This window comes from Pseudomonas sp. UBA5666 (genome assembly GCF_002420785.1).
In the GTDB taxonomy this organism is placed as follows: domain Bacteria; phylum Pseudomonadota; class Gammaproteobacteria; order Pseudomonadales; family Pseudomonadaceae; genus Aquipseudomonas; species Aquipseudomonas fulva.
The window spans coordinates 173,505-187,757 of record NZ_DIIQ01000044.1 but is presented as its reverse complement, the minus strand read 5'-3'; the positions used below and the strand labels follow the sequence as shown (position 1 = coordinate 187,757).

The following is a 14,253-nucleotide window of genomic DNA, read 5'->3' as shown; positions in this document are numbered from 1 at the left end:
GATAGTGCGGTGCCTCAGTGCGTCGCGGATGGGCGCGGTAATGTGAAATGAAAACTGGCGCCTTTGTCGATCTGGCCTTCGGCCCAGACACGGCCATCGTGCCTTTCAATGATGCGGCGAACACTGGCCAGGCCGATGCCCGTACCTTCGAAATCCTCCATGCGATGCAAACGCTGGAAGACGCCGGACAGCTTGTTGGCATAGGCCATGTCGAAGCCCACGCCATTATCCCGGACACAGACCTCGGTCTCGGTTGGATGCTGCACTGCGGTGATCTCGATACGGGCAGGTGTACGTCCACGGGTGTATTTGATGGCGTTGGCCACCAGGTTGTTCAATGCCAGGTTGATGAATGCCGGGTCACCGTAGGCGCGAGGCAGCTGCGCGATGTCCCAGATGATCTCACGCCCGGCGTAGTCGGGGGCCAGTTCGGCGCGAATGGCTTCGACCAGGGCGTTGAGGTCCACGTCCGACATGCGCAGGGCAGAGCGGCCCATCTGCGAGAAATGTAGCAAATTGTCGACCAGATTGCCGGCAAAATGGGCAGCCTCGCCGATGTGTTGCAAGAACCGCTTGCCACGTTCACTCAAGCCGGCGCCTTCGATCTCGCCGAGCAGCTCCGTATAGCCCGCGATATGGCGCAGGGGCGCACGCAGGTCGTGGGAAACACTGTACGAGAAGGCCTCGAGCTCCTTGTTGGAGCGGCGCAATTCGTTGGCCATCTGCGCCAGTTCTTCAGCCTTGCGCAGCACGATACCCAAGACCGCAGTGCGCAACTCCATCACGCCTTCGATGACCAGCGGGTCCCACGGGGCACAGTAACCATGCAGTTGCTCCTGCCAGCGTTCGAAACTATGACGAGGCGCGAGGTTGCCTAACGGTGCGATTTCCTTGGTAGGCTGCCCGGCCCATTGGACGCTGCGCACCTGCTCAGGCCGGAACCACAGCAGGTAGTGCGAGTGGATTTTAGAGATGGCCACGGCCAGCACGCCGCCGGCATGCTCGGCCAGTTCGGGCAGCTCACTGACGTCACGGCGTACATTATCCGTCTGGAACACATCCTCACCTTGGCGGGCCAGCCAATGTACCAGCGCGTTGACCTGCGCCTCTGGCGGGGTGATTCCGACCAGCTCGCAGTGCTCGGCCGAAATGATCGCAGCGCCTTGGGCGCCTGCAAAGGCCATGAGTACATCGGGTAAAGCACGCAGACCTTCGCTGACACTGTCGTGGTCGGCCATGGAAGAAATCATCCGCACGATGTACTGGCGTAGTTCCAGTAACTGACGGGTGCTGGCGTGGGCTTCACGGGATTCGATCTGCAGCGACAGTACGCTGGCCAGCAGCTCGCAAGCGGTACGCGTGCGCAGAGCCACCGGTCGCGGTTGTGCGTGATGGCAGGAGATGAGCCCCCACAACTGGCCATCCACCACGATGGACAAGGACATCGATGCCAGTGTATTCATGTTGCGCATGTATTGCAGGTGCACGGGCGATACGCTACGCAGGCTCGTGAAGCTCATGTCCAGCGGGTTGCCAGTGATTGGGTTGAGCGGCGGTATCAAGGGTGACGGCTGATAGTTGGCATCTTCGATGACGCGGATGCGGTTGACCCGATAGAGCTCACGCGCCTGGCGCGGTATATCCGAAGCAGGAAAGCACAGGCCCAGGAAGCTTGGATAACCCGGGTCGGCAACCTCGGCCAGTACCTCACCATTGCCGTCGGCATCGAAGCGATAGGCCTTGACCCGTCCGAAGCCGGTCACGCGCTTGAGCTGAGCCACGGTCTGCTCAAGCAACTCCTCCAGGCTGCCCGCCAGATGAAGGCTGCTGACGAAGGTGCGTACCAATGGGTAGTAGTCACCTTGGGCAGTCAAGTCCTCGGGCACTCTGAGCGGCTCGAACTCGACGACCAGCACTTGGTCATGCCGGTGTGCCAGCAGATGGAGCTCCTTGCGCCAAGGTGCTTTGTCGTGCAAGCGCACATCACCGATATGGAAAGGAAAGACTTCGTCCTCGGGCAGCCGCGCCAGGTGCTGGCGCATGTCGAAGCCGGCCTGGACGATCTCGTCGAAGCTGCGGCCGAGCAGTGTGTCGGCGGGCGTGCCCAGCCACTGCACGATGTTTTCACTCACCTGCAGGATCTGCAGATGCTCGAGATCGAGCACCAGGACAAACCCGTGAGGCTGAACGCTACCCGGCACTTGAATAGGCTCCTGAGCGCAACGTTCGATCGCCTGGGCAAGTGTTCGGTCGGTAGTCATCGAAGAAAACGCTCCTGTCATTTGGGACCCTGCATGCCGCATGGGTCTGGGGCAGGATGGTGGTGATACACCCTATCAGAATATCGCTTGGCCTGCCTTGCTTTGGCCGTTGAAACGAACCTCGCGTGAAGGCCTCCACGCACCGTCCAGGTGTGGCCACGGCCGTTACTGCTTTTTTGCTAATACCAAAAAACAGGTGGGTCGGCCGGTTTGAAGGTAAGCCCGCTGCTAGTCTTGAAACAGTGTGAGTGACAGGGACGCGGACGTGAACAAGCACTTATTTGCCGCCCTCCTGGGCCTGCTGTCGGTTGGCAGTGTCCTGGCGGCAGATTTTCTGGTCGAAGTGAGGGTTTTGGTAGAGCGTGGCTGCATGCTCGTCACCCCTGCCCGGGAAGCCGGTGCACAGGCACTTGGGCGCATCGACTTTGGCGCAGTGTCACGATTGGATGGGCCGCAGGCCCCTCGAAGTGGGACGCTGTTGGGGCCCTCTGTACCCCGCCTGGCGTGTAATCCGGACACGCCTTACCAGGTACGTGTGGACGCCGGCCAGCATGGTGGGAGCGGGGCCGTGCGGTTCCTGGCTATCTCAGGCTCCGGTGCCAGACCCATTCCCTACCGGCTGTACCGGGATGCCGCCGGACGCCAGCCGTTGATGGTCGATGAGCCGCAGTCGTCACGGGTGCCTGGCAGCGGCCAGGTAGACCTGCCGTTGTACGCAAGGTTGGACAAGCTGGCCTGGGCCCCTGAGGCAGGGCGGTATACCGACCTGCTCAAAGTGACGGTCACTTGGTAGGTAAACCCATGCACAAGGATGTGAAGCTGTGAACCGATCATCAATGCTGCTGCTGACGCTCGGCCCATTGCTCATACCGGGCGGCGCGGCGCATGGCACCACCACCGGCTTCATCCAGGCGCAACTGATCATCAGTGCTGCTTGCCAGATCAGTAGTGATGAAACGCAACCTGCGACACTGGCCAACCCTGGATTGATGGATTTCGGTGCCCGCGGCCCCAACTGGGAAGAACCTGTTCGCAGCCGGGTAGATGACGTTGGCACCCAAGGCCGCTTGCAGATCAGTTGTACGCCTGAGGTGCGTGCATTCAAGGTGAGTATCAACGCTGGCATGAACGGCGATGACGGAATACGTCGCCTGAGCAATGGGCGCGAACTGATCCCGTACCAACTGGCTGTCGATCCAGCGGGCCGCAGCCACTACCCGGTCGGCCAGGCTCGGCCCTTTGTCATCAACAGCACTCGGCAAATGCCTATTCCCATTTACGGCGTGCTGGTCGCACAGCCTCGTGCGCTACCCGCTGGCCTTTATCGCGACACCCTCAGAGTGACCCTGGACTGGTAACCCATCAAGGAGATATCGATGCGAACCCACCTCTCACGCTGTATCCTCGCCGGGCTGGGCATGGCGCTGGCGTCCCAGGCGCCGGCAGCCACCGTCACAGGTACCATCAACTCGACACTGACCCTGATTGCGGCTTGTCAGGTCAACGGCAGTTCTGGCACCTCAGGCCTGAATTTCGGCAGCCTCAACTTCGGTACTCAGGATGCCTTGTTCGGTACGGCCAACGCGCAGGTACTCGGCGGCAGCGGCGGGGCACTGAGCGTGCTGTGTTCCGCGGGCACGGTGCCCGCCATTCGGGTACGCGCAGGCGCCCACGATGGCCAGTCCACCGGTGGCACCCGTGCTCTGGCAGACGGCGCCGGCAATTTCGTTCCCTATGACTTCTATACCGATGCGGGGCGCACGCAGTTGCTGGCCATCGACGGCACGATCACATTGCCGACCAGCACCGGGGTAGCGCAAACCGTCAATCTCTATGGGCAAGCGCGTGGCAAGGCCGGGTTGCCTGCGGGTGTCTATACCGACACCGTCGCCGTCGAGCTGACGTTCTGAGACATGCGCGTCTGGCGTACAGGGAGCGTTGCCGGCTGTCTGCTGATGCTGGCTGGCCCGCTGGGTGCAGCCACCACCAGTACCTTTACGGTGAACGCGCAGGTTGTCGCCGGTTGTCTGGTCACAGGGGGCGCCACGCAGTACGGCACCCTGAACTACGGTACGCAGTCGGCCTTGTCCACGGCCGTGTTGAGTACGGCAATGGGCGGTTCGAGCGTGTCGCTGCAATGCACGCCTGGGGTCGTGTTGAGCATGAGCCTGGATGCTGGCCAGAACGCCAACGCAGGCATGCGAAACCTCAAGCGTACGGGAGGCACGCAGGTAGTGCCCTACCAGTTGTACCAGGATGCTGCATTGGCGCAGGGCATCGGCATTGGGCAGAACGTGAACGTGAGTTATGCCGACCCTGCAGCTGTAAGGTTGCCTGTCTACCGAAGGCTTCAACTACCCGGAACGGTGCCTGCCGGCACCTATACCGACGTAGTCCAGGTGACATTGACCTGGTGACCGGTCGATTCGCCAACATACCGTCCCAGGGAGGGCTACATGAGAGCACGCAGCAAATGGATCCGGGCCTTGTTACTGCTGTGCAGTGTGGGTGGCCAGCCGGCGTTGGCCGCCACGTCCGTACTGATCTGGCCCATCGACCCTGTATTGGAAGCGGGGCAGAAGGCTGGGGCGCTGTGGCTGGAGAATCGCGGCACAGTGGCGGCAAGCCTTCAAGTGCGGGTGTTTGCCTGGCGTCAAGGCCGCTTCGAGGAGCAGTTCAGCGCGCAACGTGAAATCATCGGCAGCCCTCCGGTCGCCACTGTCGCACCCGGTCAGAAGCAACTCATTCGCCTGACCCGCACCGGTGCGGCACCCGCCGGCCAGGAACAGGCCTACCGCATCATCATCGATGAGATTCCGCCAGCAGTGCCAGTGGACAAGGCCGAGGCCGGCACCACGGCCGCGATTCGCCTGCAAATGCGCTACTCGGTGCCGCTATTCGTTTACGGGGAGGGCCTCTGGGGTCGCCCGGACCCGAACGGCGAGCGCAACGAGCAGGGGGTAGGCAAGCCGCAGCTGACTTGGCAGCCGGTCATGGTTCAGGGCAAGCCGTATATCGAGTTGCGAAACACTGGCCCTGTGCATGCACGCTTGACCGATGTGGTGGTGCAGCAAGGCAACCAGGCCAAGCCTGTTGCAGAAGGACTGCTGGGCTATGTATTGCCTGGGGCCAGCATGCGCTGGCCGGCGCCGCTGACCGTGGGTGCCGGGGGGGTACTCAAGGGGCGGGTCAACGGCCAGGGTGAGGCGACCGTCATCAGCCAGGGCCGGTAAGTCACAGGCAAGTCACGGGGCCAGGGAGGGCCCGACAATGGTCAGGACCGATGCGTGAAGAGGTTCGCGACGAAGCGCCTGGGGTGTCTGGGGCTGGCCCTGGCCGGCTCAACCCTGGTGCTGGCGGACGACCTGCCGCCGCCCCCCACGGAGCTGTCGGCGGTTGCCGATGCCACCTTGTACCTGGACCTCACGGTGAACCAGATGCCTAAGGCTGAATTGGTGCCGGTGCAACAAAGAGCCGGGCGCCTTTACATAGACAGTGAGGTGCTGCGTGCAGCAGGCCTTGCGCTGCCCGGCGACCCCTCGGGCGACGTGGCGCTGGACGCCGTTGCGGGGATGCATGCCGAATATGACAGCCAGAACCAGCAACTGCTGCTGGATGTGCCCCCAGGCTGGTTGCCGGATCAGCAAGTCGGTGAGCGCACGCTTTACCCGCCTACCGATGCGCGCAGCAGCTTCGGTGCCGTGTTCAATTATGACCTGTACCTGAACGATACCGACGACAGCGGCACCTACCTCGCCGCCTGGAATGAGCTGCGCATGTTCGACAGTTGGGGCACCGTCTCCAGCACGGGCCAGTGGCGGCATTCGTTCAACGGTGTGACACGCAGTGGCACGGGTGATGGGTTCCTGCGTTACGACACCACCTGGCGCTTCACCGACGAGCAACGGTTGCTGACCTTCGAGGCCGGCGACCTGATCACTGCCGCCTTGCCCTGGAGCAGCTCGGTGCGCGTGGGTGGGCTGCAGCTGTCCAGGGACTTTGCCGCCCGGCCAGATCTTGTGACCTACCCGTTGCCCGCCTTTGCAGGCGAAGCGGCCGTGCCAACGTCCCTTGAGCTTTTCATCAATGGTTATCGAACCAGCACCACCGAATTGCAACCCGGCCCCTACACCCTGACCAACGTCCCTTTCATCAACGGTGCTGGCGAGGCAGTGGTGGTGACCACCGACACCCTGGGCCGGCAAGTCTCCACGACCCTGCCGTTCTACGTGACCAGCAACCTGTTGCAAAAAGGTCTGACTGACTACGCGGTGGCAGCCGGCAGCCTCAGGCGAGACTACGGGGTGCGCGACTTCGGTTACGGCCCAGGCGTGGCTTCGGCCAGCCTGCGCCACGGTCTGAGCGACACCTTCACGCTGGAGGCCCATGCGCAAACGGCCGAGTCCCTGATGCTCGGCGGCCTGGGGGCGAACGTGCGCTTAGGGCAGTTCGGGGTGCTCAATGCTGCGCTTGCTCAAAGCCGTTTCGAAGGTAGCCAAGGTCAGCAAACCGCCCTGGGTTATCAATACAACAGTCAACGCCTGGGGTTCAGCTACCAGCGCCTGCAACGCCATGGCGATTACGCCGACCTGACGCGCATCGATCGGCGCGACATGCAACTTAGCAGGAGCAGTGAGCAGGTGACGCTGAGTCTGAACCTCAACCAGTACGGGAATCTAGGCGCAGGTTATTTTGATGTGCGTGCAGGGGACGGCACCCGCACGCGTTTGATCAACCTCAGTTACAGCAGACCGCTATGGGGCAACAGCAGCGTTTACCTTTCTGCTAACCGAGAGGTCGGTGATCGCCAGTGGGCGATGCAGGCGCAGCTGGTGATTCCGTTCGACATGACCGGCACCCTGGCCTTGGGCATCGAACGCACCAAAGAGGGCCAGCACCAACAGCGGGTCAATTACAGCCGGGCCGTTCCAGTGGGCACCGGGGTGGGCTACAACCTCGGGTATGCCACCGGCAGCGATCGCAGGGCTTACCGCCAGGCCGATGCCACCTGGCGCCTGCAATCGGTCCAGTTGCAGGCGGGTGTCTACGGCAGCAGTGGAGAAATGACCCGTTGGGCCGATGCCAGCGGCTCGATCGTGTGGATGGACGCCGGCCTGTTCGCGGCCAACCGCATCGATGATGCGTTCGTCGTGGTCAGCACCTCCGGTTACGCTGATGTGCCCGTGCGCTACGAAAACCAGCCGGTAGGCCGCACCGACAAACGTGGGCACCTGCTTGTGCCCTATAGCAGTGCCTACTACCGGGGCAAATATGAAATAGACCCGATGGATTTGCCGCCTGACATTCTGGCACCGCAGGTGGAGCAGCGCGTTGCCGTGCGCCGCGGCAGCGGTTACCTGCTCGACTTCGAACTCAAGCAGGTGCGAGCAGCCAGCCTGGAACTGGTGGATGGCGATCAGCGACCGCTGGGCCTGGGGAGCCGCGTCAGGCACGTGCAAAGCGGCGCGCAAGCCGTGGTGGGCTGGGACGGGCTGGTCTACCTGGAAAATTTACAGCCCACTAATCGCGTGCAGGTCGAACTGGCGGGGGGAGGGCAGTGTGAGGTCGATTTCGTCATGCCAGAAAGCACAGGTTCGATCCCGTTAATCGGGCCGTTGGTGTGCAAGTGAACCGTCACCAGGCATGGCTCTGCGCAGGGTTTCTAGTATTCTGCGCAGAGCCTGCCCAGGCCAAATGCGCGTCGGTGGCCACCGCGCCAGCCTTGTTCGGTGCCCTCAATTCGACGCAGGTACGCACAGCCGTGCAGACGGCGTCCACAACCAACGCCGGCCTGCAGTGCAATGGCACGGTGTTGAGCGTGCTCAGCAACACTGACTCATTCAAGCTGACGGTACAGCCGACCACGGGTGGGCTGCTAGGCCCCACGGGGGATGTCATCCCGTACACGCTGTACGCCGACGCCACCACCAACTTCCCCATCAGCCGAGGAGTTGCTTTCGAATATGGACGCACGGGCATCCTCGATCTGCTGGGTTTGCTCAACGGTACGCCCAAGACTGTGCCGTTGTACCTTCGTACCCAGATCGGGAGTAACGTGGCGGCAGGTCTCTATCAGGAAACCCTCCGGCTGGATTGGACCTGGAACTATTGCGAAGGGCTTTCGCTGGGCGGGTTGTGCATCGGGAGGGATACCGGATCAGGCACCCAGTACCTGACCGTCAGCCTGACGGTGACCAATGATTGCCAGATCGTTACGCCGAATATCAACTTCGGGTCTGCGCCTGTGGTCAGCGCCTTCGCAACGGTCAGCCAGAGCCTGAGCGTCTCCTGCACCAAAGGCAGTGCCTACAGTGTCGGGCTCAGTGATGGGCAGAACGTGCTGAGCGGACGGCGGCGCATGAAGTCGGCCGCCAACAACTATCTGGCGTACGACATCTACAAAGGCGCAGGTACCGTTCGCTGGGGCGCTACCGGCAGCGCCAGGCGGGCCAGTGCCGACGCCGACGTCAACCCAGGCGTTGGCACTGGCACTGGCAGCCAGGTATTCAACTACAGCGCCCGGGTCTATACCGATCAGGCTACGCCGCCGGCGGCCAGCTACTCGGACAGCGTCGTACTGGACGTACAGTTCTGAGGGACAAGGCAGGCTCAGCGCAGGTCGTCTACCATCGCGGCGAGCGTATCCAATACGGCGCTCGCCAACGCCTTGGAGCGCAGGCCTGACCAGCCCGTGTGCGGGTCGGGGGCATCGTCGTGGTCCTTGAAAGGCATCTCCAGGGTCAGCGACAAGCAGTCGTGAGCCATCCCCACGGCATTGCATGCCAATGTCGTGTTGGCCTGGCCAGGCGCGTCGCGGGTGTACCCGTGGGTGGTCTGGAAGTCTGCCGTCAGGTTCATCAGTGTGCTGCGAAAGGTTTCCTCCAGGTGGGCGAGGCGGGCGGTGTAACCTGGGTTGCCCTCGCATGCGGCAGTGAACACATGGGGGATTTCTTCATCCCCGTGCACGTCGATGAAGGCGTCCACGCCATGCTGCTTCATCTGCGCCTGGGCAAAGAACACTTCCGGAGTGAGCTCGACATTGGCGTCCTGCCAGGCGCGGTTCAGGTCCTTGCCGGCGTAATTGGTGCGCAAATGGCCCAGGAAGGCACCATCAGGATTCATGTTGGGAATCAGGTACAGATCAGCGCGCTCCAGCAGTTGCTGGACAGTGGCGTCACCCGCTTGCACGCGGTCGATCAGCCCCTCCATGAACCATTCGGCCATGTGCTCACCGGGATGCTGTTGGGCGATGAACCACACTTTGCGCTTGCCCGCCGCGCCGTCGCCTGCGCGCAGTAATGGAATATCGCGACCCTGGACGCTGCGACCGCTGGCCAGCAATGTGATGCCCGGGAGGGCGAGCGCCCGTTCGATCAATTGATTGTGGCGTGCACGGGGATAGGGCTCGAAGTAGGCGAACCAGACCTGCGCTTGCTGAGCCGTGATCTCGAAGCTCAGTGCACTGCCATCGAATTGGCTCGGCACCCGAAACCAGGTCTGCTGGTCGTAGGAGGCCACTGCGTTGTAGCCACTCCAGGCGTTCTTGTAGGAAGAGCCAGCGGCGTTGTCGAGGCTGAACCGATGGTTCTGCCCAGGCGTCAGTCCGCTGGCGCGAAAGTGAAACCACTGGTAGTGGCCACTGTGGGTATCCGGCCGGATGGCGAGGCGGACCTGGGCAGGATTGCTGGCGTCGATGACTTCGATGTTGCCAGAATCGAAGTCGCAATCGATATGCAGCGGTGACAGCGTCACGGTCATGGGGCGGGCTCCTTGGCGGTGTTGTTGTGCCAATACTGTACACCGCTTGCAGGCGTCGTCGCGCCCCCGTGCGCCTGGCCTTGGTTCAGAGCCCCAACTGGCTCAGGCCAGGATGATCGTCAGGCCGTCGACCTAGCGGCCAATGGAACTTGCGCTCGCTTTCTGCGATAGGGTGCTCGTTGATGCTCGCGTGCCGATAGTGCATCAGCCCGTCCGGGGCGAACTCCCAGTTCTCGTTGCCATAGGCCCGGTGCCATTGCCCGCTGTCGTCACGGTACTCGTAGGCATAGCGCACGGCAATACGGTTGTCGGTGAAGGCCCAAAGCTCCTTGATCAGTCGGTATTCAAGCTCGCGATTCCATTTGCGGGTCAGGAAAGCCTCAACCTCGGCTCGCCCGCGGGGAAACTCGGCGCGATTGCGCCACACGGTATCAGGGGTATAGGCCAGCGACACCTTGGCAGCATCGCGGCTGTTCCAGCCGTCTTCGGCCAGGCGGACTTTCTCGATGGCGCTGGCGCGGGTGAAGGGTGGCAGGGGTGGACGGGACATTGCTCGACTCCTCGGCATGAATGTGTCCGAAAAGCGTAGCGTGCCAGGGGCAAAGCGAGAATCATCACCGGGCAGACTTCACAATTGCGTCGGCGACAACAATGTCGATGTGTACGCAGACCCGGTGTGATCGGGTTTGGGCACTGCCCGCCACAACCGTGTCTGGTGCACGGTCGTGACGAACAAATGGCTCAGCGCCGGCGGAACAAGGGCAGCGGCTGGTCCGTGGCACCCTGATAGGTGACCGAGAAGTCCTTCAGGCCCTGCAGGGCGTCTTCAGGGTCCTTGTCGGCGCGGATGGCGAATGCATCGAACCCACAGCGGGCCATGAAGAACAGCTGGTCGCGCAGCACGTCACCAATGGCGCGCAACTCACCCTTGTAGCCGTAGCGGTCGCGCAGCAGGCGGGCATTGGAGTAGCTGCGCCCGTCCGTGAAGGCAGGGAAGTTCAGGGCGATGACCTGGAAGTGCTGGACGTCCTCGCCAATTTCCTCGGCCTCCTGATCGCTGTCCAGCCAGATGCCCAGACCACCGTCGCGGGCTTTCAGGGCATGGGCATGGTCGCGCCACATCTGCAAGGGCACGATGTAGTCGTCGCAGTTGGTCAGTTCGTCGAACGAGGTTTCCTTGGGCAGCAGGTGCCAGGTTTCGTCGACGATCTGGTTGTGCTTAATGATTCGCTGCATACACGCGTTCCTTGAAGGGGTCGATGCCGATGCGTTGGTACGTGTCGATGAAACGCTCTTCTTCGGTGCGTTGTTCGACGTAGACGGCGATCAGCTTCTCGATCACATCAGCCATGTCGTCCTGGGCGAACGAGGGGCCCAGGATCTTGCCGAGGCTGGCGTCGCGCGCGGCGTTACCGCCCAGCGATACCTGGTAGAACTCTTCGCCCTTCTTGTCCACGCCCAGAATGCCGATATGACCCACGTGGTGGTGCCCGCACGCGTTCATGCACCCGGAGATGTTCAGGTCGATCTCACCGATGTCGAACAGGTAGTCCAGGTCGTCGAAACGGCGCTGGATGGATTCGGCGATGGGGATCGATTTGGCGTTGGCCAGGGAGCAGTAGTCACCGCCTGGGCAGCAGATGATATCGGTCAGCAGGCCGATATTCGGGGTGGCGAATCCGCTCTCGCGCAGCTCCAGCCACAGGGCATGCAGCTGGCGTTGCTCCACGTCGGCCAGGATGATGTTCTGCTCGTGGGAGGTGCGCAGGAAGCCGAAGCTGTAGCGTTCTGCCAGGTCGGCCACGGCGTCGAGCTGCTTGTCGGTGAGGTCACCTGGAGCAACGCCGGTGGGCTTGAGCGACAGGGTCACGGCCACGTAACCAGGGCGCTTGTGGGCACGGGTGTTGCGTGAGCGCCAGCGCGCGAAGCCTGGGTGTTCGCTATCCAGGGCGCTGTAGTCGACATCGTCCAGCGCCAGGTATTGGGGGTCGACGAAGTGACGCGACACGCGCTGCACTTCCGCCTCGGTCAGCGTGCTGCTGCCGCCACGCAGGTGGACCATTTCGGCCTCGACCTTTTCGGCGAAGACTTCAGGTGTCAGGGCCTTGACCAGGATCTTGATCCGCGCCTTGTACTTGTTGTCCCGGCGACCGTAGCGATTGTAGACGCGCAGGATGGCGTCCAGGTAGCTGATCAGGTCCTGCCAGGGCAGGAATTCATTGATGAACGAACCGACCACCGGCGTGCGACCCAGCCCGCCTCCGACCAAAACGCGGAAGCCCAGCTCGCCAGCGTCGTTGCGCACCGGCTCAAGACCGATGTCGTGCACTTCGATGGCGGCGCGGTCCTGTTTCGAACCGTTGATGGCGATCTTGAATTTGCGCGGCAAGAAGGCGAATTCCGGGTGAAACGTGGTCCACTGACGGACGATCTCGCACCAGGGGCGCGGGTCGATGACTTCATCGGCGGCGACGCCTGCGAACTGATCGGTGGTGGTGTTGCGCAGGCAGTTGCCGCTGGTCTGGATGGCGTGCATCTGCACGGTCGCCAACTCGGCCAGGATGTCGGGAATGTCTTCCAGGGCCGGCCAGTTGAACTGAACGTTCTGGCGGGTGGAAATGTGCGCATAGCCCTTGTCGTAATCGCGGGCGATCTTGGCCAGGGTACGCACCTGTCGGGCATTGAGTTGGCCATAAGGAACGGCGACACGCAGCATCGGCGCGAATCGCTGAATGTATAGGCCGTTCTGCAGGCGCAGCGGGCGGAATTCTTCCTCGCTCAGCTCACCGGCCAGGTAACGGCGGGTCTGATCACGGAACTGCTTGACGCGGTCCTCGATGATCCGCTGATCGTATTCGTCATATACGTACATAAAAGTCCTGTCTCAGGCATGCAGCTATTCGCGCGCACGGCCGCGCACTCCGGTTCGGAGCCGGGGCACCATAGCAGGTTGTATTTATGCGCAAAAGTGATGTTTTTGCATATGAAAAGAACCAAACGAACTATGTGAGACTGACTGCCATTTATGCGCTTGTCCTGACCCGGTGGGTATAATCCTGGGTTTGCTTCAGAGACCTCAGCCTATGCTCAAGGCCCTGTGCCACTGCCTGTGCCTGTGCTTCGCCCTGCCATTGACCGCAGGTGCGCAGCCGGTGTCGGTGGTTTTCCTCAACCCGGGCTCGCCGGGCGAGACGTTCTGGGCCAGCTACAGCCGATTCATGCAGTCCGCTGCCGATGAACTGGGCATGGACTTGCGTGTGGAATATGGCGAGCGCCGGACCGATCTCGCCCTGAGTCAGGCCCGGGCGGCCCTCGATGGGCCCAGGCGACCAGATTACCTGGTACTGGTGAACGAACAGTACATCGCCCCCGAGATCATGCGCCTCTCGCAAGGGGCGGGGGTCAAGCTGCTGCTGGTCAACAACGGCTTGACGCCCAGCCAGGCACGGGCTGTGAGCGCCCGACCTGACAAATTCGCTCAGCCGTTGGGGTCTCTGACCACCAATGACGAACAAGCCGGGTTCCAGATGTTGCGCGAGATGATCGCGCAATTGCCTGCCGCAAGCGGTCCAGTGGATCTGGTCGCGTTTTCAGGCGTGAAAACTACGCCTGCCTCGCAGCGCCGGGAAGACGGCATGCGCCGCGCCTTGGCCGACTTCCCCCAGGTGCGCTTGCGCCAGGTGGTATACGGCGGGTGGAGCCGGCAGCGCGCCTACGAGCAGGCGCGGTTTCTGCTCGAACGTTACCCGCAAACACGGCTTGTATGGTCGGCCAATGACGAGATGGCCTTTGGGGCCATGCAGGCGTTCGAGGAGGCGGGGCTCAAGCCAGGCAAGGATGTGATGTTCAGTGCGGTGAACAGCTCGGGTGAGGCATTGCGTGCGCGTCTGGACGGACGCTTGAGTGTCCTGATGGGCGGGCATTTCAGCCTTGGGGGCTGGGCCATGGTCATGCTCAATGACGATGCCCACGGCCTGCCGTTTGGCCGCGATGGCCTGCGCGACTACAGCCTGCCTGTGTTGCAGAGCATCGACCAGGCCAAGGCCGGGCAATGGCTCAAACGACTGGAGCTGGCCGACTACGGCGTGGACTTCAAAGCGTACAGCGCCATAGGGCGCACGGCTGGCTATCAGTATCCGTTTCTCACGTCACCGGTCGAATACTGAGAAACCCTGCTTGAGCAAAGGTCTTTGCTGGTCTTAACTGCCGATTGTGCGGTGCATTCCCATAATCA

The 14,253-nt window shown here is 62.2% G+C and carries 13 protein-coding genes; 8 read left to right on the top strand and 5 right to left on the bottom strand.

The window, feature by feature from the left end; all coding sequences use genetic code 11:
- Nucleotides 1-14: 14 nt before the first annotated feature.
- Entirely contained in the window at nt 15-2,261 is a 2,247-nt protein-coding gene (locus tag B2Y33_RS19965) for an ATP-binding protein (RefSeq protein WP_206405300.1), read from the bottom strand.
- A gap of 265 nt (nt 2,262-2,526) precedes the next feature.
- On the opposite strand from B2Y33_RS19965, the gene B2Y33_RS19960 reads away from it, so the two are divergent.
- The 7 genes from B2Y33_RS19960 to B2Y33_RS19930 all read left to right on the top strand — a co-directional run bounded on the left by B2Y33_RS19960 (nt 2,527) and on the right by B2Y33_RS19930 (nt 8,856).
- On the top strand, nt 2,527-3,054 hold the full coding sequence (locus B2Y33_RS19960; RefSeq protein WP_206405299.1) for a Csu type fimbrial protein: 528 nt from the start codon (nt 2,527-2,529) through the stop codon (nt 3,052-3,054).
- Between the two features lie 28 nt (nt 3,055-3,082).
- Nucleotides 3,083-3,619: a Csu type fimbrial protein gene (locus tag B2Y33_RS19955; protein ID WP_027914632.1), complete on the top strand. Its 537-nt coding sequence runs from the start codon at nt 3,083-3,085 to the stop codon at nt 3,617-3,619.
- An 18-nt stretch (nt 3,620-3,637) separates the two neighbouring features.
- A complete protein-coding gene (locus tag B2Y33_RS19950) occupies nt 3,638-4,171 on the top strand; it encodes a Csu type fimbrial protein (protein ID WP_023536078.1) in 534 nt (177 codons plus the stop codon).
- Between the two features lie 3 nt (nt 4,172-4,174).
- A complete protein-coding gene (locus B2Y33_RS19945) occupies nt 4,175-4,678 on the top strand; it encodes a Csu type fimbrial protein (RefSeq protein WP_206405298.1) in 504 nt (167 codons plus the stop codon).
- A 39-nt stretch (nt 4,679-4,717) separates the two neighbouring features.
- Nucleotides 4,718-5,494: a fimbrial biogenesis chaperone gene (locus tag B2Y33_RS19940; RefSeq protein ID WP_104926065.1), complete on the top strand. Its 777-nt coding sequence runs from the start codon at nt 4,718-4,720 to the stop codon at nt 5,492-5,494.
- 99 nt (nt 5,495-5,593) lie between these two features.
- Nucleotides 5,594-7,891 carry a fimbria/pilus outer membrane usher protein gene (locus tag B2Y33_RS19935; protein WP_206405369.1) on the top strand — a complete coding sequence of 766 codons (2,298 nt, stop codon included), beginning with the start codon at nt 5,594-5,596 and terminating at the stop codon, nt 7,889-7,891.
- Complete coding sequence (locus B2Y33_RS19930; RefSeq protein WP_128610602.1) at nt 7,888-8,856, top strand: Csu type fimbrial protein; 969 nt, start codon at nt 7,888-7,890, stop codon at nt 8,854-8,856. The genes B2Y33_RS19935 and B2Y33_RS19930 overlap by 4 nt, the downstream gene beginning before the upstream one ends.
- Nucleotides 8,857-8,870: 14 nt before the next feature.
- On the opposite strand, the gene B2Y33_RS19925 is transcribed toward B2Y33_RS19930, so the two are convergent.
- The 4 genes from B2Y33_RS19925 to B2Y33_RS19910 form a co-directional block, all read right to left on the bottom strand.
- Entirely contained in the window at nt 8,871-10,019 is a 1,149-nt protein-coding gene (locus B2Y33_RS19925) for a M14 family metallopeptidase (RefSeq protein ID WP_104926067.1), read from the bottom strand.
- Between the two features lie 85 nt (nt 10,020-10,104).
- On the bottom strand, nt 10,105-10,569 hold the full coding sequence (locus B2Y33_RS19920) for a DUF1348 family protein (protein WP_028686954.1): 465 nt from the start codon (nt 10,567-10,569) through the stop codon (nt 10,105-10,107).
- A 191-nt stretch (nt 10,570-10,760) separates the two neighbouring features.
- Nucleotides 10,761-11,255 carry a DUF934 domain-containing protein gene (locus B2Y33_RS19915; RefSeq protein ID WP_027914639.1) on the bottom strand — a complete coding sequence of 165 codons (495 nt, stop codon included), beginning with the start codon at nt 11,253-11,255 and terminating at the stop codon, nt 10,761-10,763.
- Nucleotides 11,239-12,891 (bottom strand): nitrite/sulfite reductase, encoded by a 1,653-nt coding sequence (locus tag B2Y33_RS19910; RefSeq protein WP_027914640.1) that lies wholly within the window; start codon nt 12,889-12,891, stop codon nt 11,239-11,241. The genes B2Y33_RS19915 and B2Y33_RS19910 overlap by 17 nt, the downstream gene beginning before the upstream one ends.
- A 211-nt stretch (nt 12,892-13,102) precedes the next feature.
- Between B2Y33_RS19910 and B2Y33_RS19905 the strand changes: the two genes are divergently transcribed.
- The gene (locus B2Y33_RS19905; protein ID WP_028686955.1) at nt 13,103-14,185 is read left to right on the top strand and encodes an ABC transporter substrate-binding protein; all 1,083 of its coding nucleotides are present in this window, start codon (nt 13,103-13,105) and stop codon (nt 14,183-14,185) included.
- The last annotated feature ends 68 nt before the right edge of the window (nt 14,186-14,253 follow it).